The following is a 22510-nucleotide window of genomic DNA, read 5'->3' as shown; positions in this document are numbered from 1 at the left end:
AAACGAAAGGTTGGACATGGGCACACCCGTCATCGTCGAGGCCGCTCGAACCCCCATCGGCAAGCGCGGCGGCTGGCTGTCCGGCCTGCACGCGGCCGAGCTGCTCGGCCTGGCCCAGCGCGGCCTGCTCGAGCGCGCACACCTGGATCCGGCACAGGTCGAGCAGGTCATCGGCGGCTGCGTCACCCAGGCGGGCGAGCAGTCCAACAACGTGACCCGGGTCGCCTGGCTGCACGCCGGACTGCCCTGGCAGGTGGGCGCGACCACCATCGACGCGCAGTGCGGCTCGGCGCAGCAGGCCAACCATCTGATCGCCGGACTCATCGCGACCGGCGCGATCGACGTCGGCGTCGCCTGCGGCATCGAGGCGATGAGCCGAGTTCCGTTGGGCGCCAACGTCGGCGAGCACGCCGGACCGCGCAGGCCGGCCTCCTGGAACATCGACCTGCCCAATCAGTTCGAGGCGGCCGAGCGGATTGCCAAGCGGCGCGGCATCACTCGCGCCGACGTCGACGCGTTCGGCGCGCGCTCGCAGCGCCTGGCGGGACAGGCCTGGGCCGAGGGCCGCTTCGATCGCGAGGTGCTCACCGTGACCGCGCCGGCCGTCGACAAGGAGGGAAACCTGACCGGCGAGAAGCTGGACGTGTCCCGCGATCAAGGCCTGCGCGAAACCACCGCCGAGGGACTGGCAAAGCTGAAGCCGGTGCTGGAGGGCGGCATCCACACAGCGGGCAGTTCGTCGCAGATCTCCGACGGCGCGGCCGCCGTGCTGCTGATGGACGAAAAGGCCGCGCAGCGAGCCGGATTGCGGCCGCGGGCGCGGATCATCACCCAGGCGCTCGTCGGTTCGGAGCCGGAGTTCCATCTGGACGGTCCGGTTCAGGCGTGCTCGCGCCTGTTGGAGCGATCGGGTATGACCATTTCGGACATCGATCTGTTCGAAATCAACGAGGCGTTCGCCTCGGTCGCGCTGTCCTGGGCCTCGGTGCATCAGCCGGACATGGACCGGGTGAACGTCAACGGCGGCGCGATCGCGCTCGGCCATCCGGTGGGCTCGACCGGATCCCGGCTCATCACAACGGCTTTGCACGAGCTGGAGCGAACCGGCCGCAGCACCGCCATGGTGCTGATGTGTGCCGGTGGCGCATTGGCGACAGGAACCATCATCGAACGGATTTAGGGCCTTCGACCCCCGGAAACCGGATTGTTGAACGTTCATCCCCCAGGCCCGGAAACGTGTCGTACGCCACATGGAAGCTACGACTTGCAACTAGATGAGACGTCAGCTATCTTTCCGCTATCAGGACCGTATCGGGGAAGACCTCCGCGACGGGCCAGAACCGGTCCGTACCTCGGCTTCTCGAGAGCCGTTGGGGTGACCCGCAAACGCGACGGTCCCAGTACCTTCGCCGGAGCGGCACCTAGAAGCTTCAAGGAAATCCGGAATCAGGCGTAGGTTTTCAGTTACTGAGCCGCTAATATCAATGATACGTATCCGAGATAACGACTGTTAGTACAGCGAAGGGAATTGGGCGGCTCACAATGGCTGATTTCGCGGCGCGGCTGAACAAGCTGTTCGAAACCGTGCATCCCCCGGGGCGTAAGCCGCACACCAACGCGGAGGTTGCGGCTGCGCTGACGGCCTCCGGACATCCGATCTCGAAACCGTACCTGTCGCAGTTGCGGTCGGGACAACGGACGAACCCGTCCGATGAGACGGTGGCCGCCCTGGCGAAGTTCTTCAAGGTCAAGCCGGACTACTTCTTCAACGACATCTATGCCGCCAAGATCGATCATGATCTGGAGTTGCTGTCCCAGCTGCAGGGCTACGGACTGCGACGGCTGTCGAGTAGAGCGTTCGACCTGTCCGAAGAATCTCAGAACCTACTCACCTCCATGGCGGAGAAGTTGCGGGCAAGTGAAGGCTTGCCCGAAATTCCTCCGGATGGCACCGAATAGGTTCGCTTGCACGTCAAGCACAGTGCGACCCCTCCGGGTCGCACTGTGCTGTGTTATGTGTGCGTCAATGTGAAGAGTGGAACAGGGCATGCCCGGAAAAATAGGGGCATGCCCGGCCGAGTCCGCTGACGTTGCCCGAACGCGGCGGGATGCACACACATTCGACAATTCTCGGACAACAGATTTCATGCGCCCATGGGTAAACCATCGTGCGCGCAGAACTCCGTCGGCCCGGCCGCCGCAGCCCCGCAGCACAAGATCTCGTGGTACGTACTAGTGCGTCGAATACTCGGCGGAGCGGAACGCCGCCGGCTCAATTTCGGACGTGCTCCAGAGATGTCGCGTCATACGCCCGCGCGATGGCCTGGACCCAGCCGCGCGGACTAATCCCCTCCGGCGGAGCAATCCATCGTGCGTCGACCGCCACATCGCCCAACGGGTTTCTCGCCCACTGCGCGACGGTGTCCGCGCGCTCGGCGACCGACCGCGGTGGCGGCGCGACTGCGGCGAGCACCACACCGCCGCCGGACTGCAGATAGAGCGCGTCCATGATCTGCGCCACTTGGTCGGACGCCTTCAACTGGGTCGAGGTGCCGGTCTGGTCGTGCGCGATCACTTCGGGGAAGCGACCGATCAGGATCCGGTGCAGCATCCGAATCTGGCGCAGCAGCAGGCGCGCTCGCACCCACAGCTCCACCACGATCCACACCGCACCGAACGCGATGAGCAGGCCGGCGATCTCCCACGCCTGCCACGCCCAGTTCGGCTGACCCGGCGGCACCGGCGGCGCGTCGATGAACGCGCGCCGGACCTCCAGCACGGCGAGCACCGCGACGACCGCGGAACCGGTGGTGTAGATCGCGATTCCGCGACCGAGGGTGGTCCAGTCGAGGTTGCGCAGGCCGGTGATGACGATGAACACCGCGCCGAACGCGACGACCTCCCAGCCGAAGGTGAACGACCACGCGATGGCGGCTGCCACGGCGATCAGACCGAAGCTGTAGATCACCATGGCGACCTGACGCAGGTTCTGCCGGGAGACGACCGGCCAGGCGGCCGAGGCGACCACCGAGGTGGCCGTCACGAAGGCGATCCAGGCCGACACCACGACACCGTCGGACAGCCAGCCCGCGTGCACGCCCTGCGGGCGCAGGTTGTCGATGGCCACCGCGATCTCGGGGACCGCGACGGTGGCGGCCAGCGCGACGGCGGCGACCGCGACCACGATGGCCACCCGCGCCGTCGTGGCCGGCTTGACCAGCACGCGGCCGACTCGGGCGCCTGCCGCCATCCAGACCAGCAGTGCCGTCAACCAGAGGGTCATCCCAGAGCCTCATCGAATCGAAGGACCGAGACGCCTGCGCCTCGACTGTTGAACACGCGGAGCCGGGTCATCAACATGGCGGCGAAGGTCTCGGCCTCCCACTCGGCGAGCTCGTCCGCGCCGTCGTCGACGATCTGCTGGTGCGCCCGCTGGCTCAGCATGTAGGCGATCAGATCGTCGCTGGCCTCGAGGGTCACCTCGGGTGCGGGCGCGCCCTCGTGGTTGAACACGATGTGCCCCAACTCATGTGCCAGGGTGTGCTCCCGGCTCGGCAGCGACTGGGCGAGCACGATCACGTCGCGATCCGGGTAGAGCCTGCGCTGACCGCACACGCCGGGCCCCAATTCCGCACTGGCGATTTCGATTTCGCGATGCCGCTCGCTGGCGATGGCGAGCACTACCTCGTCGAGCGTGGTGGCATCGGAGTCCGCGGCCACCGCGCACACCGCATCCACCGCGGCCGCGACCCTGCGGTACGACCGCGAGCTGCTCTGCGTCTTGCTTTCACTCATGCCTGCACCTCGCTGGCGCTCGGCTCCGGCATGCGCGAGGCACGCTGCGTCATGATTCGTTCGCTTCGCTCACTCATGCCCACACCCCTCACGGCCTCGGGAAGAACATGGCACGGGCGGCGTCGACTCGGGCCTGTGCGGCCGAGGCGCCCTGGAAACTGACTGCGCCGGAACCGGCTCCGGCCAACCCGAGGGCGAGCAGGCCGCCGATGACCGACAGCAGTTTGGGTTTGGGGAGTCCGTCGTTCGCGCTGGTCAGGCGCGTGTCGGGGTTGGGCTTGGCCGGGGCCGCCTGCACGGGGGCGGGCGGCGGCGGGGGCGGCGGTGGGGGCACGGCCGCCGGGGCCGCGGCCGGAGCGGGCACGAGCACCGGCAGGGCCGGAATGGCTGGGATCGCCGGGGAAGGTACCGGCGGGATCGCGATCGGCGGCGCCGCGGGGGGAACGGGCGGCGCGGGGATCGGGATCAACAGCAGCAGCAATGGGGCGGCCGAACCTACGGCCGCCGAGCCCACCGCAGCGGAACCGACTGCGGCAGAACCGGTTCCGGCCGAACCGACACCGGCGGACCCGACGCCCGCCGAACCGACACCGGCCGAACCCACGGCCGCCGAACCGACGCCCGCGGAGCCGACCGCGGCGGAACCTGTTGCGCCGACACCGATTCCGGCGGAACCCACCGCCGCGGAGCCGGTGGCCAATGCGCCGACGCCGGCGGAACCGGTGATGCCGAGCGCGGCCGAGCCGGAACCAAGGACGAGGCCGAGTCCGGCCGAACCGGATCCGAGCGTCAAGCCGAGTCCGGCGGACCCGGTACCGAGGACCGCGCCGAGTCCGGCGGAACCGGCGGCGCCGGCCGCGGCCGAACCACCGGCCGCCGCGGATCCAGCGGCGGCGGATCCACCGGCGGCAGCAGAACCGACAGCGGCGGACCCGGCGGCCGAACCGGTACCGATCGCGGGATTGGTAGGCACCGCACTGACATCTGACGGCTGCCCGGGCACCGACAGTGGGTACCAGGGATCTCCGGTGTCATACGGGGGCGGAGCGGGGTCCACAGCGCACCCTGGGCACCGTTCTGAGGGTTGCGCCTGCGCGGCTACCGGACCGAGTAGCGCAAAGCCGGCCACAGTCCCAGCTACTGCAACCACACGGAACGTGCGACCAACGGCCATGCGCCGAGCCTTCCCCTCATTCGTAAAGCGCAGATCTCACCCGGTCGACACTCTCACACGGGACTTTTAACGGATGGGGGCCATAGTAAACCCCTATCGTTGGGTGCGCAGGAAGAAGGTCGGAAGCTTGGTCAGGCCCCGTACACCGGTTCGGGCGGCATCCCCTTGGCAATCAGGTCAGCTACTACCGGGCCTAGTTCGGCCGGTGACCACCGGGCCCCACGGTCGACCGCGACCCCGTGCCGCCAACCGTCGGCGAGGGCCACTTTCCCGCCCTCTACCTCGAACATGCGTCCGGTGACCGCCGCGGATTGCACGCTGCCGAGCCAGACGACCAGCGGCGAAATGTTCTCCGGAGCCATCGCGTCGAAGCCGTCTTCCGGCCTGGCCATGGTGTCGGCAAACACGGTCTCGGTCATCCGTGTGCGGGCCGCAGGTGCGATGGAATTCACAGTCACGCCGTAGCGGCCGAACTCCGCGGACGCGGTCAGCGTGAGTCCGGCGATGCCGGCTTTGGCCGCGCCGTAGTTGCCCTGACCGACGCTGCCTTGCAAGCCCGCGCCGGAGCTGGTGTTGATGATCCGGGCGTCGACCGGGCGACCGGCCTTGGACTCGCCCCGCCAGTATTCGATCGCGTGCCGCATGGTGACGAAGTGGCCCTTGAGGTGCACGCGGATCACCGCGTCCCACTCGTCCTCGCCGAGGTTCACCAGCATCCGGTCGCGGACGAAACCGGCGTTGTTGACCAGCACGTCCAGGCCGCCGAAGGTATCCACGGCCTGCTGGACAAGTCGTTGCCCGCCTTGCCAATCCGCGACATCGTCGCCGTTGGCCACGGCGCTGCCGCCGAGCGCCTCGATCTCCGCGACCACCTGTTCGGCGGGGGTCTCGCCGGTCGCGGCGCCGTCGAGCGCCGAGCCGAGGTCGTTGACCACCACCTTCGCCCCGGCCGCGGCGAAGGCGAGCGCGTGCGCGCGGCCGATGCCGCGGCCCGCGCCGGTGACGATGACGGTGCGGCCTGCGCAGATCTGCTCGGTGTCCATACCTATGTCCTCTTCTTGGATGTCCGGTTATTCAGGACTGCTGCTGACCGGCGGCCGCGGTGGACGCGGCCAAGAAGGCCGGGCGCTCGCCGCCGCCGTGCACCAAAAGGGCGGCCCCGCTGACGTAGCAGGCCAGCGGGGAGGCGAGGAAGACGGCGCAGCGGCCGACGTCGTCCGGCTCGGCCATCCGGCCCAGCGGAATGGTCTCCCCCACCGCGTCGATGCCGGCTTGGTCGCCGTAGTGCAGCTGACTCTGCTCGGTGACGACCGGGCCGACGACCAGCGAGTTGACCCGCACCTTCGGCGCCCATTCGACGGCGAGCGATGCGGTCAGGCTGTCGATCCCGGCCTTGGCGGCGCCGTAGGCGGCGGTGCCCGGCGAGGGCCGGGTGCTGCTGACGCTGGAGATGTTGACGATCGAGCCGCCGTCCGGCTGCTGCTGCATCACCGCGTTCGCCGTCTGCGAAACCAGCAGCGGGGCAAGCAGATTCAGCTCGACGATCTTGGCGTGAAAGTTCTTGCTCGCGGTGGCGGCGAGGGCGAACGGGGCGCCGCCCGCGTTGTTGACCAAGTGGTCGAGCCGGCCGTGCCGCTCGACGATGGTCTCGACCAGCTCGCGCACCGCGTCCGCGTCGCGAATGTCACAGGGCAGGAAGTCGATGGCCCGGCCGTCGGCCTCGATCGATGCCTCGGCGGGCCGCCGAGCACAGGCGATCACGGTCGCACCGGCCGCGAGGAAGGCCCTGCTCACACCCGCACCCACGCCGCGGACGCCGCCGGTCACCAGAACGACGCGGTCGGCCAGATCGATTTCGAGTGCCACCGTGCTAACCTACCAAGCAACTGCTTGCTTTGCCAATGCTGAGCTCAGGCCGGGCCGGGTCGATCCGACGGGCCATGGCCTTCATGAAGGGATAGGCGATGGGGATCAACCGTCACTCCGAATCAACCGGCATCACCGTGGTCACGGTCGACTACCCACCGGTCAACGCGATACCGACGGACGGCTGGTTCGATATCGCCGACGCGATCCGGGAGGCGGGGCGGGACAAGGAAACCCGAGTCGTGGTGCTACGCGCGGAGAATCGCGGTTTCAACGCCGGCGTCGACATCAAGGAGATCCAGAGCAAGCCGGGTCATCAGGCGCTGATCGACGCGAATCATGGCTGCTTCGAGGCGTTCGCGGCGGTGTACGACTGCCCGGTGCCGGTGATCGCGGTGGTGCAGGGCTTCTGCCTCGGCGGCGGGATCGGCCTGGTCGGCAACGCGGACGTCGTGATCGCCTCCGACGACGCCACTTTCGGCCTGCCCGAGGTCGATCGCGGCGCGCTCGGCGCGGCCACCCACCTGTCCCGGCTGGTGCCGCAGCATCTGATGCGGGCGCTGTTCTACACCGCGAGCACCATCACCGCGCAGCAGTTGCAGCACTTCGGCTCGGTGTATCAGGTGGTGCCGCGGGCCGAACTCGACGCCGCGGCAATGGAAGTCGCCAAGAACATCGCGGCCAAGGACGGCCGGGTGATCCGCGCGGCGAAGCGGGCGCTGAACGGCATCGATCCGCAGGACGTGCACCGAAGTTACCGCTACGAGCAGGGATTCACCTTCGAACTCAATCTCGCCGGTGTCGCCGACGAGATCCGCGCCCGGTTCGACGAGGATCTGGCCGCGCGCAAGGCAGAGAAGTAAGGGGTCGGAAAGTCATGCGAGACAAGCGAATGTCGCTCGACGAGGTCGTCGGCGAGTTGCGCAGCGGAATGACCATCGGGATCGGCGGCTGGGGTTCGCGGCGCAAGCCGATGGCGCTGGTGCGGGCCATCCTGCGCTCGGACCTCACCGATCTGACCGTGGTCAGTTACGGCGGACCGGATCTGGGGCTGCTGTGTTCGGCGGGCAAGGTGCGTAAGGCGTACTACGGCTTCGTGTCGCTGGATTCGGCGCCGTTCTACGACCCGTGGTTCGCCAAGGCCAGGACCTCGGGCGCGCTGGTCGCGCGCGAGATGGACGAGGGCATGCTCAAGTGCGGGCTGGAGGCGGCCGCGGCGCGGTTGCCGTTCCTGCCGATCCGGGCCGGTCTCGGCTCGGACGTGCCGAACTTCTGGGACGGCGAATTGCGCACGGTCGCTTCGCCTTATCCCGCCGCCGACGGGCAGACCGAGACGCTGATCGCGATGCCCGCGCTGAATCTCGATGCGGCGCTGGTGCATCTGAACCTCGGCGACCGGCACGGCAACGCCGCCTACACCGGCGTCGACCCGTACTTCGACGACCTGTACTGCCTGGCCGCCGAGCGCCGCTACGTCTCGGTGGAACGGATCGTCGAGACCGACGAACTGGTGAAAACCGTTCCACTGCAATCGCTGCTGCTCAACCGCATGATGGTCGACGGTGTCGTCGAGGCGCCCAACGGCGCGCACTTCACCCTGGCCGGGGACAGTTACGGCCGGGACGAGAAGTTCCAGAAGCACTACGTCCAGTCGGCGAAGACGCCCGAGGCGTGGCAGCAGTTCGTCGACCAGTATCTGGCCGTCTCCGAGGACGAGTACCAGGCCGCCGTCCGCGAGTTCGCCCAGGAGGCTGCGCGATGACAACCACCGAAACCATCACTCGCGCTGAGGTTTGCGCGGTCGCCTGCGCGGAGATCTTCAGCGGCGCGGGCGAGATCATGGCCAGCCCGATGTCGCCGATGTCGATCATCGGTGCGCGCCTGGCCAAGCTGACCACCGAACCGGACCTGCTGCTCTCCGACGGTGAGGCGCTGCTCTTCGCCGACACTCCCCCGCTGGGCGGCAAGGCGCCGATCGAGGGCTGGATTCCGTTCCGCCGGGTGTTCGACGTGGTGGCGTCCGGCCGGCGGCACGTGGTGATGGGCGCCAACCAGATCGACCGCTTCGGCAATCAGAACCTGTCCGCGTTCGGAACGTTGCAGCAACCGACCCGGCAGATGTTCGGCGTCCGCGGCGCGCCGGGCAACACGATCAATCACGCGACCAGCTACTGGGTTTCGCGGCACACCAATCGGGTGTTCACCGATCGGGTCGACATCGTCTCTGGCGTCGGCTACGACAAGGTGGATCCGGCGAACCCGGCCTTCCGGTTCCATCACCTGCACCGGGTGGTGACCAACCTGGGCGTCTTCGACTTCGAGGGACCCGACCACACCATGCGGGCGCGCAGCCTGCATCCCGGCGTCACCGCCGCCGAGGTCGCCGAGAACACCTCGTTCGAGATCCACGGCCTCGCCGACGCACCGGAGAGCAGGCTGCCGTCCGCCGAGGAGCTGCGGCTGATCCGGGATGTGCTGGATCCCAAGCAGATTCGCGACACCGAGGTGCCGTCGTGACCGGCAGGCTGCGGACCACACTGACCGATCTGGTCGGCGTCGAACATCCGGTCGTGCAGACCGGCATGGGCTGGGTGGCCGGGCCGAGCCTGGTCGCGGCGACCGCCGAGGCGGGCGGGCTCGGCATCCTGGCCTCGGCCACCATGACCTTTCCGGAGCTCGAGGCGGCGATCGCGAAGACCAAGGCGCACACCGGGAAACCGTTCGGCGTGAACATCCGCGCCGATGCCTCGGACGCGCCCGAACGCATCGATCTGCTGATCCGGGAGAAGGTGGCGGTCGCGTCGTTCGCGCTCGCCCCCAAGCAAGATCTCATCGCGAAGCTGAAAGACGCGGGCGTGGTGGTGATTCCGTCGATCGGCGCGGCCAAGCACGCGGTGAAGGTCGCGTCCTGGGGCGCCGACGCGGTGATCGTGCAGGGCGGCGAGGGCGGCGGGCACACCGGCCCGGTGGCCACCACGCTGCTGCTGCCGTCGGTGCTGGACGCGGTGGACATCCCGGTGGTCGCCGCGGGCGGCTTCTTCGACGGGCGCGGCCTGGCCGCCGCGCTGGCCTACGGTGCGGCGGGCGTCGCGATGGGCACCCGCTTCCTGCTCACCCAGGAGAGCACCGTGCCCGAGGCGGTCAAGCAGGAGTACCTGCGCAGGCAGTTGCAGGACACCGTGGTCTCCACCAAGGTCGACGGCATGCCGCACCGGGTGCTGAATACCGAACTCGTGCAGCGCCTGGAACATTCGGGCCGCACCCGGGGTCTGGCCGCCGCGGTGACCAATGCCGCGAAGTTCAAGAACATGACCGGCATGAAGTGGTCCACCCTGGTCCGCGACGGACTGACCATGCGAAAGACCAAGGACCTCACCTGGTCTCAGGTCGTCATGGCCGCCAATACCCCGATGTTGTTGCGCGCCGGTCTGGTCGAGGGCAACACCCAGGCGGGTGTGCTGGCCGCCGGACAGGTCACCGGCATCATCGAGGACCTGCCCACGTGCAAGGAGCTGATCGATCGCATCGTCGCCGACGCGATCACCCGGATCGAAGCGTTGCAGAAGAACCTCTGAATCCGTCTGTCGAAATGCCCCGCACCCACCGAGGGAAGCGGGGCATTTTCGCTCAGCGAACTGCGGTCGCCGCACACCTCGCCGTGCCCGTAGCATCCCGCTCATGAACCAGCCGATGCCCCCGCAACAGCCCCAATATCCGCAGCAGCAGCCCGGATTCCCGCAGCAGCCACCACCGGGGTACCAGCAGCAACCGCAACCGCAGCCCGCGCCGCAGTTCCCGATCCTCGTCTCCACCATGAACGACGTGCCGGGGCATCGGGTCGTCCGGGTCTTCGGCGAGGTCGCGGGCCTGACCGTGCGCAGCCGCGGCCTCGGCTCCAATCTCGCGGCGGGGTTCCGTTCGCTCGGCGGCGGCGAGATCACCGAGTACACCCAGCTGCTGTACCAGTCCCGCCACGAGGCGATCATGCGAATGTGTCAGCACGCCATGTCCTTCGGCGCGAACGGCATCCTGGCCATGCGCTTCGACTGCAACGAGATCGCCAACACCATGAGCGAGGTCGCGGCCTACGGGACCGCGGTGCTGCTCGAGCCCGCCGACAAGGCGTAGTTACGCGGGAAGCCATTCCGGACGGCTGGAGCCACGCGGTTCCAGCCCGAAGCGGTACCGCCCGGGCGTCTGCGACATCTGGACCTGCTCGGTCACGCCCTGGTAGATCCCGGCGGGGCCGTCCATGGTGAAGAGGTCCGGGTCGAGGTAGCGGTGCTCGTCGCCGGAGTCGAGCGTGGCCGCGACGTAGTCCTTGTCGAAGATGCCCAGGCTCAGGGTCCACAGCGCGACCCGGGACAGGCAGACGTGCACCCGGTAGCTGCCGCCTTCGGTAGCGCGACGTCGCAGCGCGGCGGCGATGCCGATGGTCGACATCCAGGGCATGATCCAGTCGTTCACCACCCCGATGATCGGCAGTTGGGGCGCGTCGGGCGTGCCCTCCAGGATGGTCATCCCGGTCGCGACGCCGGCGTTCTGATCGAACCCGACCCGATCGGCCCACGGCCCGGTCTGCCCGAAGAGGGAATTACTGACGTGGATGATGCCGGGCCGGATCGCCGCGGCGTCGGCCGGCGAGAGCCCGTGCCGGTCGAGATACCCGACCCGGCGGTTGGCGTAGAAGATATCGGCTCCGCGCAACAGATCTCGCATCTTTCCCGCGCCGTCGCCGGTGTCCAGATCCAGGAACGCGGAACGCACGGCGACATTGGCGGTTTGATAGAGCAGATCGAGTTCCACCTCGCGCGCCCGCCAGACATTGAGCACGTCGGCGCCGTGCAGGGCGAGGGTGCGGCCGATCCCGGCGCCGGCGATGATGTGCGCGTGGCCGAGCGCCCGGAGACCGTCCAGCGGCGCGGTGCCGCCGGATGGCATCGGCTCGGGATCGCTGTCGCCGATCTTTTCCACGACGACCAGCGGCATATCGGCCAGTACCTCGGTGAACTGCCGTTGCGCCATCAGCTCTTCCAGGCCGAGCGCCTTGGTGAGCACCACGCCCGCCCCCGCGGCGGCCTCCTCCAGTTCGGTGGAGTTCCAGGTACGGACCTGGCGGGCAACGGATTCCGCGCTGTCGGTGGCGCCGAGCAGGGCCAGCAGGTCGGACTTCAGCTTCGGGTAAACCGGCACCGGCATCACGTGCCGGTCGTCGGCGGTGCGATAGAACCGCGGCGCGGCCACCGCCTCCGCCGCCGGATCCATCATCGGCGGCAGCATCCCGTTGAGCGTTTCCCATTTGCGGTCGTAGAACGGGCACAGCCGGTGCGGCGCTTTGCGCAGGTCCATGCTGATGTCCTGGCCGGGCCCGCCGCGCAGCTGCCACAGGTCGGCCAGCGCGACCGACTTACCGACCAGCGCGATGCCCGGCGCGGCGGCCAGGCTCAGCGTGCTGGGCACGATCGGATCGGCGCCGACGAAGGTGATCTCGCCACCGGAATCCTCGGCGTTCAGCCCGACGCCGCCGAGCACCTCCTGCAATTCGGCGTACGGGTCGACCGGTTGATTCTTGTTGTGCAGCGCGTTCTTCAGACGTTGGGTGAGCATGGCTGTCCTTTCAGACGCTCGGGCTCGTGTAGACCGCGGGCTGGTCGTCGACCTTCGCCAGCGCTTCCAGCACGGCGTGCGTGCGGCGATCGCGCTTGGCGACGAGGCGCTCGTAGTTCTGTTCGCCGGCGCCGTACGCGCCCTCGATGTGCTCGATGAGTTCCTCGCGCAGCACGGGGTCGGTGGACGGCTTGCCCGGCTCGATCTTGCCGACTTCCGCGCCGACTCCCTCGAACAGGTGCCTGGCCCCACCGGGACCGCCGCCGAGGACATTGCCTTCGAAGAGGCCGATGGTGGCCCAGCGCAGGCCGAGGGAGTTCTGCAGGATGGTGTCGAGATCCTCGACGCTGACCACGCCGGACTGCACCAGATAGGTCGCCTCGGTGGCCAGCACCTTTTGCAACCGGTTGGCCACGAAGCCGGGGAGTTCCGTGCGGATCACGACTGGCACCCGGTCCAGCTCGGTGTAGAGCGCGACGGCGCGGGTGACGGTCGATTCGTCGGTCTTCGCGCCGGGCAGCACCTCCACCAGCGGCATCAGCTCGGGTGGGTTGAACGGGTGCCCGACCAGGATGCGGCCGGCGTTGTCCAGGTCGGCCGCGATCAGCGATGCGGTGATCGATGAACTGGAGGTGGCCAGTACGGCGTCGGCGGGTGCGGCGCGCAGGATCTCGGCGAAGAGTTCCTGCTTGACGGGGAGGCGCTCCGGGCCGTTCTCCTGAACCAGGTCGGCCGCTTCGACCGCCTCCGCCAGGTCCGCGGTCCAGGACACGCGGTCGTCGTCGCCGAACTCGGACTCGACCAGCTCGCGCAGGTCGGGGCGCGGATCGGTGATCACCACGCGCCAGCCGTGCCGGTGGGCCAGCCGGGCCCAGGACAAACCGATGACGCCCGCGCCGACCACGGCCATGGTGTGCTGAGAGTTCATGGGAGACCTACGATTCCGGTCAGTGACTGACCTTCGAATTTCGCGATGACGCTGTCAGATGTGCCGTCCAACGCGACCGCGCGGACATTGCCGCTCAGATCGGTGACATAGGCGAAGCCGGCCTCCAGATCGACGGCGAGTCCGATGGCTTCGGCGAAACCGCGGGCCAGGATTTCCGGGGCGCTGCCGGATTCGCCGGGCTCCGGAATCGGCGCGCGATTGAGTGTGTTGCCCGCGGGCTCGGCGCCGCGGTCGGTCCAGTAGAGGTAGCGATTGGTGGTGTCGAGCCAGAGATCGATCGGCTCGGGCAGGTGGTCCCACAGCACCTCGATATCGGTGCGGGTCGCCGCCGTTTCTCCCTCCGGCACAACAAGATTCGCGCGGAAGATGCGACCGCGACCGCCTTTGGCGGGACCTTTCTGAGTCCAGTACAGCGCGTTCCCGGCCGGGTCGACGGCGATGCCGACGCACTCCTCGGCCTTGTCCCCGGTCGCGGGGTTGACCACCAGGTCGGTCAATCCAGTTCCGTCGAGACCGGCGCGACTCACCCGGCGACCTTCGCGATCGCTCCAATACAGTTGCCCCGCAGCGAAATCCGCGTCGAGTTGCTTGCCGGTGGTGAGCGCGCCGATCGGCAGGACCGGCCAGCGATCGGTGCCGTCGAGCGCGACGGACTCGAGCGAACCGTTCTTCGGCGAGAAGTCGAAGTTGTCGTCGTCGAGCGGCAGCGCGGGATCGAAATCGGGCGCACCCATGGTGGTCCAGTAGATTCGCCCGGCCGCCGCGTCGTAGGCGATGCCATCGGGGACCGCGCCGGCCTCATCGACGACGGTCGTCACCGACCCGTCGGCGAGATCGATTCGGGCGATGGAGCGATTTCCGGGATTGAGCACCAATAGCGCCTGGAACACGATGCACCTCCATGGTGTGCCGCCTGTGTCAGGCGGATCGGCTTCCACGCTAATTCGATAGATCAGCTAACGGAATTACCATGTTCCACAGTGTCATTATGTCCACGCCGATAACAATCCGAAACGGCGTCTAGCTGCGACTTTATCGCAGTGGTCGAAATGCCAGGAATGTCCGAGGCGGTCAACCGAAGCATCACCAGGTCAGATAGCTACCATGACGCAAATGGAGATCTACCACCTGCGCTACTTCTTGACGGTCGCCCGAGAACTCAATTTCACCAAGGCGGCGCAGGCGTTGCAGATGTCCGTTCCACCGTTGAGTCAGCGCATCAAGGCCTTGGAAACCGAACTCGGCGCGGCCCTGTTCGAACGCTCCACCCGGCACGTCCGGCTGACCCCGACCGGCGTGCGGCTGGTGCCGCTGGCCGCCTCGATCGTCACCGACTTCGACGCGCTACGCGAGCGACTATCCACCCCGGACGATCGGCCGGTCGAGGTACGCCTCGCCATTCCCGAACTGCTCGGCGCCGAGATCAGCCACCGGCTGACCACCGCGATGACCCAGCTCGCCCCCGAATACACCTTCGCGCTGGAGCAGATGCGCTCCGCCGACATCGGGGCCAGCCTGCGCAGCCACCACATCGACCTCGCCCTGTCGCACATCCCGTCCTCCGGATCGGGCGTCGAGTCGGTGGTCATCGCCACCGAGCCGGTCGGCGTCCTGGTCGAATCCACCTTGTTCGAGGGCCGAACCTCGGTGCGGGTGGCCGATTTACGCGGCTTCACCCACATCCAGGGCCCCAAGCACTGGGAACTCACCCTCGGCGACCGGGCCAAGACCGCGCTGTCCGGCGCGGGCATCAGCGAGGGCCGCGGCCGGTTCAAGACCCTCGACGGCATGCTCATGATGCTGCGCCAGACCCGCGGCTTCATCGTCGCACCCTTCGACTCCGAAGGGCTGCACGCCGTCGACCGGGCCGAATTCCGTTTCCTCCCGGTCGAAGACCTCAACCTCGACGTGCGCACCGCCCTGCTCTGGCGCACCGGCGACGAGCGGTTCACCCGGCTCGCCGCCGAACTCGCCGCCCGCCTGCCCGGCTAGCTCAGCCTCAACAGACGGAATTCGCTTTGTCTATTTTCCGCTAGAAGTTCACGCTAAGTGCCAAAACAGCCTCTACACCTTGATACTTGCAACTTTGAGGCAGAGAAGGCGTCTGATGAGTCCGATCGTTGCCGGCCTGACCGCCATTTTGGTGGGCCACATCTTGACCTTCTTCGGGCTGTGGCTACGGCTACGCTGGAGGGTCGCCCAGCACCACGTTCGACATCGCTACATGATCGAGCTCGCCAGCATCCTGCCCGAGGGCAGCCGGATCGATGAGCAAGATTCCGATGGCCAACGAACGAGAATGAGCGTGGGATCGACGGCGGCGGAGCGCGATCATGGTTGAGCCTGAGAACACCGAAGCCGAACTACGTCCTTTCAGGGCGCCGATGTCACTGATAGACGGCGTCGATTTGGCCGCGTTCAGCGACTTCTACCGGAGCTTCTCACCTCGGCTATTCGCCTTTCTGATCTATCAAGGCGCCCGGTCCGCCGACGCGGCGGAGATCGTCCAGGACACGATGACCAAGGCGTGGCAGTCCTGGTCGACCATCCGGTACGTGGAAGCTTGGACCCGCAGAGTCGCCAGCCGAGCACTGGTACGTCGCATCGCCAGTCTCGAAGAAGACTCGGTCGCGGCGGTGCCCGAGCAGTCCGCTCTGCTCGCCACCCACGCCGAAATGGATGCGTGGGAACAGAAACACGACCTCCTGCGCGTTCTGGCGCTGCTGCCCCCTCGTCAACGACAAATCATGGCGTGGACGTTGGAGGGATTCACCCCCGGTGAAATCAGCGCGGAACTGCTGCTCTCTGCCGACGCCGTTCGCTCGAATCTGAAGAAGGCGCGCCGGAGCATCGCGCGCCACTTGGGCAGCATGAATGAGGGATCATGACCGACTTCCTTGACGGTGAAGCCCTGGATTTCTGGCTGGGTTGGCAGCGCCAGGCCCTCCTGTCGAATATCGCTGCGCACCTCGACCTGGAAGCGGGACTGCGGGAGACGTTGATTCAAGTTCGGCATGTTGAGCTGGTCACGAGCCTGCGCGGAGTTCTCGATCTCGAAGCCGGCCTTGCGGCCATCATGCCCGCGGCGCGGTTGGCACCACCGCCCCCGCTGCCTGACAACTCGTTGCTCGATGACGCCGCTGTGTTGGAACTTGGGCCGTCGTTCCAGGCGATGCCACTGATGGTCCGGCTGGAATTACGTCACGTCTGTGCGGCCGGCATGGAAGACGCGATGCTGCAGGCCCGCCGGATGGCTGACACATTCGTTTCGACCTCGACTCACCCCCTCTTCCAGGAAGGAGGGGTTGGCAGTCACGGTTGGCGACTCAGCGAGTTCGAAATCGATATGTATAGCGGCATCAAGCGCCTCGAAGAAGGAACTTCCCGGATCGCCGAACTGCTTTCGCCCTTGCTAGTCGAGGAGAACTCCTCCCAATTGCTCGACGGCATCGACAGCACTGCCATGCAGTGGCTCCAGCGAACCCGACTCGTACTCCGAGCATCTGTTCGTCGTCTCGGAAGTGCTAGCCAGATGTTCCGGTGTGCTGTGGAGCGCAGGGCCTGGCGGCCCACCGCCACTTGGCTCGACGATGCGCGCGGAGCTGCCAGGACGGTCCATAAGATCATCGACCACTTTGCCCGTGAACTGCTCAATATCGAGCAGGTACTCAATAACTTCACCGGCGAAGACTTACGAGCGATCGATCTCGACGGAGTACGACTGGCCGGGGTGTGCTGGTCGACCGAAACTCTGTGGCCGGAGGCCTGGCGTGAGCAGATCGAGCATGATTCGTTTCCGATCGGAGACGGGGTCTTTGAGATCCGAGGCGGTACCGATACCCAGCAGAATGCGCTGGTGTGACTACCAACGGCCTCAATGCTTGTAGGAGAAGCCCGAGATGAGTTCGGAGGCCACCGCAGCGGTGACCTCCGACCCGAGGAGGAGAACTACGACACGAACACTTCTCCCGCTGCTAGCTCAGCTGCCGAGGCGCTCGATGATGGTGGCGTTGGCGGTGCCGCCGCCCTCGCAGATGGTGAGCAGGCCGTAGCGGCCGTTGACCCGCTCCAGCTCGTTGAGCAGCGAGGCGAAAAGCTTTGCGCCGGTGGCGCCGAGCGGATGGCCGAGGGCGATCGCGCCGCCGTTGACGTTGACCCGCTCCGGGTCCGCGCCGGTCTCCTTCAGCCAGGCCAGCACGACCGGGGCGAACGCCTCGTTGATCTCCACCACGTCGATGTCGTCGATGGTCAGGCCGGTCTTCTCCAGCGCCCACTTGGTCGCCGGGATCGGCGCGGTGAGCATGAAGATCGGGTCCGCGCCGCGCGCGCTGACGTGATGGATGCGCGCCCGCGGCGTCAAACCGTAAGCCTCGACGGCCCATTCGGAGGCGAGCAGGGTGGCGCTCGCGCCGTCGGAGATCTGGCTGGCGACGGCCGCGGTCAGCGGGCTGCCCTCGGCCAGCGGCGGCAGCGTCGCCATCTTCTCCAGGCTGGTCTCCCGCGGTCCCTGATCGATCCAGAAGTCGCCGACCGGCACGATCTCCTTGTCGAAGCGGCCGTTCTTGATCGCGTCGCGCGCCCGCTCATGGCTGCGCAAGGCCCAGCGCTCCATGTCTTCTCGGCTGATGTTCCACTTCTCCGCGATCAGCTGCGCGGCCCGGAACTGAGTGACCTCGGCCGTGCCGTAACGGTGATCCCAGCCCTCGGAACCGACGAACGGCGAGTCGAAGCCGTACTCCTTGCCCGCCAGCATGGCGGACGAGATCGGGATGGCGCTCATGTTCTGCAATCCACCCGCGACGATCACCTCGGCGGTGCCGCTCATGATCGCCTGCGCGCCGAAGTTGATGGCCTGCTGGCTGGATCCGCACTGGCGGTCGACGGTGACGCCGGGCACCTCTTCCGGATAGCCCGCCGCCAACCATGCGGTGCGCCCGACGTTTCCGGCCTGCGGGCCGATGTTGTCGACGCAGCCGACGATCACGTCGTCGACGCTGCCCGGGTCGATGGTGTTGCGGTCCAACAGCCCGCGCAGCGCGGCCGCGCCGAGGTCGGCGGGGTGCACGGCGGCCAGCGCGCCGCCGCGCTTGCCCACCGGGGTGCGCACCGCGTCGATCACGTAGGCGTCCCGCAGCGGGGTGTAGGGGCGGCGGGGTGCGGAAGGTGCAGACATCTAGAACTCCTACGTGGTGTGCTCGGCGGAAAGCGTGAGGCCGTCGAGCACGATGGTCAGATATTGCTTGGCGAGGTTGTCCACGGTGATGGGGCCGCCCGGCTGGTACCAGCGCACCGCGACCCACACGGTGTCGCGCAGGAATCGGTAGGCCAGTTCGACGTCGATCTCGGGCCGGAAGCTGCCGTCGGTCACGCCGTTGGTCAGCACCCGATGCCAGAGCTCGCGGAATTCGCGGTTGTAGTCGGCGATGTAGGTGAACCGCTCGGCGGTGCGCAGGCGCTTGGCCTCGGCCTGGTAGATCGCCACCGCGGCGTGATGGCGGTCGAAGGACTGGTAGGACGCGATCACCAAGGCTTCCAAGGTGTCTCGCGGGCTGAGCCCGGCGCCGACGATCTCCCGGTAGTGCCCGAACAGATCGTCGAGGAAGCCGCGCAGGATCTCGTCGACCATCGACTCCTTGGAATCGAAATGGTGGTAGAGGCTCCCGGATAGAATTCCGGCCGCGTCGGCGATGTCGCGCACGGTGGTGGCGCGCAGGCCACGCTCGGCGAACAGTTCGGCCGCCAGCGTGAGCAGTTCATTGCGCCGTGCGGATTTCGAAGCCTCGGGTGCGGTCACATCGGCCATAATACAACCAAGCATTTGCTTGGTACAGGGCGACGCGCCATTGTGCTTGCCGAAGGCCGGCGGTACGTCTGTTCAGCGGACCGAATAACGCAGCGGAGACGACACCGATAGGTCCGCTAGCAGCCGGTCGCAGATCACCACCGGCGCGATGCCCGCTCTGGCCATTCGGGCCACCAGCGCCAGCCGGCGTTCGCAGCTGTCCCACTCGACGGTCAGCTGGCCCCGCCCCGGGCCGGCGTCCACGGTCGCCATCACTCGCGGCGGACCGTAGGCCATCGGCTCCTCGATCAGCTTGAGCACCATGCCGCGCTGCCACGCCTGATAGGTGTCCATGTCCGCGCCGACCACCAGCTTGTCGGTGGCCGCGCACAGGCCCTGCGCGATCTCCTCGTCGAAGGCCACTCGATCGAAGCGGAACTTGCGGCATTTGGCCACCACGTCGAGCAGGTCCGCACGCACCTCGCACAGCAGCGCGGACTGCCGATGCCTGCGCCGGTCCTGCTCGTCCTCCGCCGGATCGGCGCCGAGCCCGATCTGCTTGGCCCGCTCCCGATCTCGCGCCATGTCGGCGCGTAGCGCGCCCCGCGGGTCGCGCGCCACCTCGCGCTCGTCGACGGCGTACTGCTCGAGAATCTGGGCCGCGCGCATCGCCGTCGCACACTCGGAGGTGTGCTCCATCAGTTCGGCGCCAAGGGTTAGCGCGGCGAGCACCATGCTGTCCAGCCTGCGCCTGGCTAGCACCACTTCGCGCACCAATTCGAGTTCCAGTTGTTCGCGGGCAGCTGGGCTATCCAGGCCCATAGCCATCGCCCCTTTGGAGAGTGCGGGATCCGATCTCAACCAGCATCGCACACCCCGGGGGCATCTGGCGCTGCCTTTTCTACCTGATCAGCCGCCCATTTGCTCGATGTGCGCCGGAAGCTGGAAGGCGATCGCACTCTGGCGCGGTCTGCCGTCCGTCCAGTCTGTCGCGACGGAGCAAACGTGGCGCGTAGCCAACCACGGGCAACGCGAAAGCGATTCGAGCAACCGATAGCGAAAGATGTTGCGGCCTACGCCGGATCGCCGAATTTCGCGTGTGGCGGCACCGGCCGTGCGCGAAGATCGCGGAGAATCACCCGAGCGTTCGCGGTGCCCGCCACCGTGCCTCCGGCCGCGGCCGGCACCACCCGGAGAATCCCGGGACACGATCTACGTTCGTGCCCCACCGCGGGACTCCGCGCCGTACGACTCGTACCCGGGCATCGTCCACCGCGGTTTCCCCAATTGCGGTGTCGGGGAAACCGAACCGGCTCAGGCGCGTTGGCTGCTGACCGAGACGACCTCGCCGGTCAGGTACGAGGTGTAGTCGCTGGCCAGCATGGCGACGGTGGCCGCGACCTCCCACGGCTCGGCGGCCCGGCCGAAGGCTTCGCCCGCGGAGAGCCGGTCGAGCAGTTCGGTCGAGCTGACCTTGTCCAGGAACGCGTGCCGGGCGATGCTCGGCGCGACCGCGTTGATCCGCACGCCGAGTTCGGCGGCCTCGACCGCGCTGCATCGGGTCAGCGCCATCACGCCGGCTTTGGCTGCGGCGTAATGGGCTTGGCCGTGCTGCGCGCGCCAGCCGAGCACGCTGGCGTTGTTGACGATCACGCCGCCGTGGCCCGCGTCGCGGAAGTAGCCGAGCGCGGCGCGGGTGCAGCGGAAGGTGCCGTTGAGGGTGATGTCGAGGACGCGGTCCCACTGCTCGTCGGTCATGTCGACCACCGGGGTCTCGCCGCCGAGTCCGGCGTTGTTGACCATGATGTCGATCCGGCCGAGCGCCTCGGCCGCGCCACGCACCAGCGCGTTCACCTGCTCGGTGCTCTGCACGTCGCAGGCGATCGAGGCGACCTTGCGGTCCGGGAACTCGGCCGCGAGCTCGGTCGCGGTCTCGGCCAGCCGTCGCTCGTGCCAATCGGAGACGACCACGTCGGCGCCCTCGGCGAGCAACCTGCGCGCGGTGGCCGAGCCGATGCCGGTGCCCGCCGCGGCGGTGATGACGGCGGTGCGCCCGGTCAGCAGGCCGTGGCCGGGAACCGGCTGCGGCGCAACAGAAAGATCAGTCACGGACGTGCCTCCCGCGGCAGGCCGAGCACCCGCTCGGCGATGATGTTGCGCTGCACTTCGTTCGAACCTCCGTAGATCGTGTCGGCGCGGGTGAACAGGTAGAGCCGCTGCCATTCGTTCAGGTCGTGCTCGTCGGCCACCAGGCCGGCCGGGCCGAGCACCGCCATGGCGAGTTCGCCGAGGCCGCGGTGCCAGTTGGCCCACAACAGCTTTGCCACCGAGGCCTGTCCCCCGTCATCGACGCCCGCGCCCTCCATGGTGCGAATGGCGTGCGCGCGCAAGACCCGCAGCCCGACCCAGGCCCGGTCGATCCGCTCGGCGATGAGCGGGTCGTCGGCGGCGCCGGTCCGGCGGGCCAGCGCCTCGACGTCGGCGAGTTCGCGGGCGAACCTGATCTGCTGGCCGAGCGTGGAGATGCCGCGCTCGAAGGTCAGTGTGCCCATGGCGATGCGCCAGCCCTCGCCCGGCGCGCCGATCACCAGATCCGCGGCGGTGCGCGCGTTGTCGAAGAACACCTCGTTGAACTCCGAGGTGCCGGTCAGCTGGATGATCGGGCGCACGTCGATGCCCGGCTGATTCATCGGAACCAGCAGGTAGGACAGGCCCTTGTGGCGGACCGAGCCGCGCTCGGTGCGGGCGATCACGAAGCACCAGTCGGCCACATGGGCCAGCGAGGTCCAGATCTTCTGGCCGTTGATCGACCACTCGTCGCCGTCGAGCTGCGCCGCGGTGGTGATCGCGGCCAGGTCCGAACCGGCGCCCGGCTCCGAATAGCCCTGGCACCACAGCTCGCTCACCGTGCGGATGCCCGGCAGGAACCGGTCCTTCTGCGCCTGGGTGCCGAAGGCGAGCACGGTCGGGCCGAGCAGTTCCTCGCCGACATGCGAGACCCGGGCGGGGGCATTCGCCTTCGCGTATTCCTCGTGGAAGATCACCTGCTGGCGCACGGTCGCGTCGCGGCCGCCGTACTCCTTCGGCCAGCCGAGGCAGGTCCAGCCCGCGGCGGCCAGGTGCCGGTCCCAGGCCAGGCGCTCGTCGAACGCCTCGTGTTCGCGGCCTGGACCGCCGAGCCCGCGCAGTTCGCGGAATTCGCCGTTCAGGTTTTCCGCCAGCCACTCGCGCACGTCGGCGGCGAATTGCGCGTCTTGCGTCGCGGAAAACCGCCCGCCCTGCGCGGCGGTGTCGGATTCTGAGGTCTGGATCGCACCCACGCCGGTAGGATAACCTA

24 protein-coding genes are annotated in these 22510 nt (G+C 67.7%); 11 read left to right on the top strand and 13 right to left on the bottom strand.

The window, feature by feature from the left end; genetic code table 11:
* The first annotated feature begins 16 nt into the window (after positions 1-16).
* Both AB0M22_RS41805 and AB0M22_RS41800 read left to right on the top strand, forming a co-directional pair.
* Entirely contained in the window at positions 17-1180 is a 1164-nt protein-coding gene (locus tag AB0M22_RS41805) for a steroid 3-ketoacyl-CoA thiolase (protein WP_364738741.1), read from the top strand.
* Between the two features lie 362 nt (positions 1181-1542).
* Positions 1543-1959 carry a helix-turn-helix domain-containing protein gene (locus AB0M22_RS41800; RefSeq protein WP_011207048.1) on the top strand — a complete coding sequence of 139 codons (417 nt, stop codon included), beginning with the start codon at positions 1543-1545 and terminating at the stop codon, positions 1957-1959.
* Positions 1960-2272: 313 nt separating this feature from the next.
* Here the strand turns inward: AB0M22_RS41800 and AB0M22_RS41795 are convergent, their stop codons facing one another.
* The 5 genes from AB0M22_RS41795 to AB0M22_RS41775 form a co-directional block, all read right to left on the bottom strand.
* Positions 2273-3283, bottom strand: a complete 1011-nt coding sequence (locus tag AB0M22_RS41795; RefSeq protein WP_364738740.1) for a hypothetical protein — start codon at positions 3281-3283, stop codon at positions 2273-2275.
* Positions 3280-3795 (bottom strand): ImmA/IrrE family metallo-endopeptidase, encoded by a 516-nt coding sequence (locus AB0M22_RS41790; protein WP_357379662.1) that lies wholly within the window; start codon positions 3793-3795, stop codon positions 3280-3282. Before AB0M22_RS41790 ends, AB0M22_RS41795 begins: the two co-directional genes overlap by 4 nt.
* 88 nt (positions 3796-3883) lie before the next feature.
* Complete coding sequence (locus AB0M22_RS41785; protein WP_364738737.1) at positions 3884-4768, bottom strand: hypothetical protein; 885 nt, start codon at positions 4766-4768, stop codon at positions 3884-3886.
* Positions 4769-5100: 332 nt separating this feature from the next.
* Complete coding sequence (locus AB0M22_RS41780) at positions 5101-6012, bottom strand: SDR family oxidoreductase (RefSeq protein WP_364738736.1); 912 nt, start codon at positions 6010-6012, stop codon at positions 5101-5103.
* Positions 6013-6043: 31 nt separating this feature from the next.
* Positions 6044-6835, bottom strand: coding sequence for an SDR family oxidoreductase (locus AB0M22_RS41775; RefSeq protein ID WP_364738734.1), 792 nt, complete (start codon positions 6833-6835; stop codon positions 6044-6046).
* Between the two features lie 98 nt (positions 6836-6933).
* Between AB0M22_RS41775 and AB0M22_RS41770 the strand changes: the two genes are divergently transcribed.
* From AB0M22_RS41770 to AB0M22_RS41750, 5 genes are all read left to right on the top strand, one after another.
* Positions 6934-7698, top strand: a complete 765-nt coding sequence (locus AB0M22_RS41770) for an enoyl-CoA hydratase family protein (RefSeq protein WP_364738732.1) — start codon at positions 6934-6936, stop codon at positions 7696-7698.
* Positions 7699-7712: 14 nt separating this feature from the next.
* Complete coding sequence (gene ipdA / locus AB0M22_RS41765) at positions 7713-8597, top strand: cholesterol ring-cleaving hydrolase subunit IpdA (protein ID WP_364738730.1); 885 nt, start codon at positions 7713-7715, stop codon at positions 8595-8597.
* Positions 8594-9352 carry a CoA-transferase gene (locus AB0M22_RS41760; protein WP_364738728.1) on the top strand — a complete coding sequence of 253 codons (759 nt, stop codon included), beginning with the start codon at positions 8594-8596 and terminating at the stop codon, positions 9350-9352. The genes ipdA and AB0M22_RS41760 overlap by 4 nt, the downstream gene beginning before the upstream one ends.
* Positions 9349-10410 carry a nitronate monooxygenase gene (locus AB0M22_RS41755; RefSeq protein ID WP_364738726.1) on the top strand — a complete coding sequence of 354 codons (1062 nt, stop codon included), beginning with the start codon at positions 9349-9351 and terminating at the stop codon, positions 10408-10410. Before AB0M22_RS41760 ends, AB0M22_RS41755 begins: the two co-directional genes overlap by 4 nt.
* A 223-nt stretch (positions 10411-10633) precedes the next feature.
* Positions 10634-10963, top strand: coding sequence for a heavy metal-binding domain-containing protein (locus tag AB0M22_RS41750; protein ID WP_364738850.1), 330 nt, complete (start codon positions 10634-10636; stop codon positions 10961-10963).
* Here AB0M22_RS41750 and AB0M22_RS41745 read toward each other — a convergent pair whose 3' ends face one another.
* The 3 genes from AB0M22_RS41745 to AB0M22_RS41735 are packed head-to-tail and all read right to left on the bottom strand — an operon-like array spanning position 10964 to position 14281.
* Positions 10964-12442 (bottom strand): CoA transferase, encoded by a 1479-nt coding sequence (locus tag AB0M22_RS41745; RefSeq protein WP_364738724.1) that lies wholly within the window; start codon positions 12440-12442, stop codon positions 10964-10966. It lies immediately after the preceding gene.
* A 10-nt stretch (positions 12443-12452) separates the two neighbouring features.
* Positions 12453-13370: a 3-hydroxyacyl-CoA dehydrogenase NAD-binding domain-containing protein gene (locus AB0M22_RS41740; RefSeq protein ID WP_364738722.1), complete on the bottom strand. Its 918-nt coding sequence runs from the start codon at positions 13368-13370 to the stop codon at positions 12453-12455.
* Entirely contained in the window at positions 13367-14281 is a 915-nt protein-coding gene (locus tag AB0M22_RS41735; protein WP_364738721.1) for a hypothetical protein, read from the bottom strand. Before AB0M22_RS41735 ends, AB0M22_RS41740 begins: the two co-directional genes overlap by 4 nt.
* Positions 14282-14504: 223 nt before the next feature.
* Here AB0M22_RS41735 and AB0M22_RS41730 point away from each other — a divergent pair, with 223 nt between their 5' ends.
* From AB0M22_RS41730 to AB0M22_RS41715, 4 genes are all read left to right on the top strand, one after another.
* Entirely contained in the window at positions 14505-15383 is an 879-nt protein-coding gene (locus AB0M22_RS41730) for a LysR family transcriptional regulator (protein WP_364738720.1), read from the top strand.
* Positions 15384-15498: 115 nt separating this feature from the next.
* On the top strand, positions 15499-15732 hold the full coding sequence (locus AB0M22_RS41725) for a hypothetical protein (protein ID WP_364738718.1): 234 nt from the start codon (positions 15499-15501) through the stop codon (positions 15730-15732).
* A complete protein-coding gene (locus tag AB0M22_RS41720; RefSeq protein WP_364738716.1) occupies positions 15725-16279 on the top strand; it encodes a sigma-70 family RNA polymerase sigma factor in 555 nt (184 codons plus the stop codon). The genes AB0M22_RS41725 and AB0M22_RS41720 overlap by 8 nt, the downstream gene beginning before the upstream one ends.
* Positions 16276-17253, top strand: coding sequence for a hypothetical protein (locus AB0M22_RS41715; protein WP_364738714.1), 978 nt, complete (start codon positions 16276-16278; stop codon positions 17251-17253). Before AB0M22_RS41720 ends, AB0M22_RS41715 begins: the two co-directional genes overlap by 4 nt.
* Before the next feature lie 117 nt (positions 17254-17370).
* Here the strand turns inward: AB0M22_RS41715 and AB0M22_RS41710 are convergent, their stop codons facing one another.
* The 5 genes from AB0M22_RS41710 to AB0M22_RS41690 form a co-directional block, all read right to left on the bottom strand.
* Positions 17371-18525, bottom strand: a complete 1155-nt coding sequence (locus AB0M22_RS41710; RefSeq protein ID WP_364738848.1) for an acetyl-CoA C-acetyltransferase — start codon at positions 18523-18525, stop codon at positions 17371-17373.
* A 48-nt stretch (positions 18526-18573) separates the two neighbouring features.
* Positions 18574-19194, bottom strand: coding sequence for a TetR/AcrR family transcriptional regulator (locus tag AB0M22_RS41705; protein ID WP_364738713.1), 621 nt, complete (start codon positions 19192-19194; stop codon positions 18574-18576).
* A gap of 72 nt (positions 19195-19266) precedes the next feature.
* The gene (locus AB0M22_RS41700; protein WP_364738711.1) at positions 19267-19995 is read right to left on the bottom strand and encodes a hypothetical protein; all 729 of its coding nucleotides are present in this window, start codon (positions 19993-19995) and stop codon (positions 19267-19269) included.
* A 492-nt stretch (positions 19996-20487) separates the two neighbouring features.
* Positions 20488-21282 carry an SDR family oxidoreductase gene (locus AB0M22_RS41695; protein WP_364738710.1) on the bottom strand — a complete coding sequence of 265 codons (795 nt, stop codon included), beginning with the start codon at positions 21280-21282 and terminating at the stop codon, positions 20488-20490.
* Entirely contained in the window at positions 21279-22493 is a 1215-nt protein-coding gene (locus tag AB0M22_RS41690) for an acyl-CoA dehydrogenase family protein (protein WP_364738708.1), read from the bottom strand. The genes AB0M22_RS41695 and AB0M22_RS41690 overlap by 4 nt, the downstream gene beginning before the upstream one ends.
* Positions 22494-22510: the final 17 nt, after the last annotated feature.

It is taken from the genome of Nocardia sp. NPDC051756, assembly GCF_040681495.1.
GTDB lineage: Bacteria > Actinomycetota > Actinomycetes > Mycobacteriales > Mycobacteriaceae > Nocardia.
This window is presented reverse-complemented; position numbering and strand designations above follow the sequence as displayed.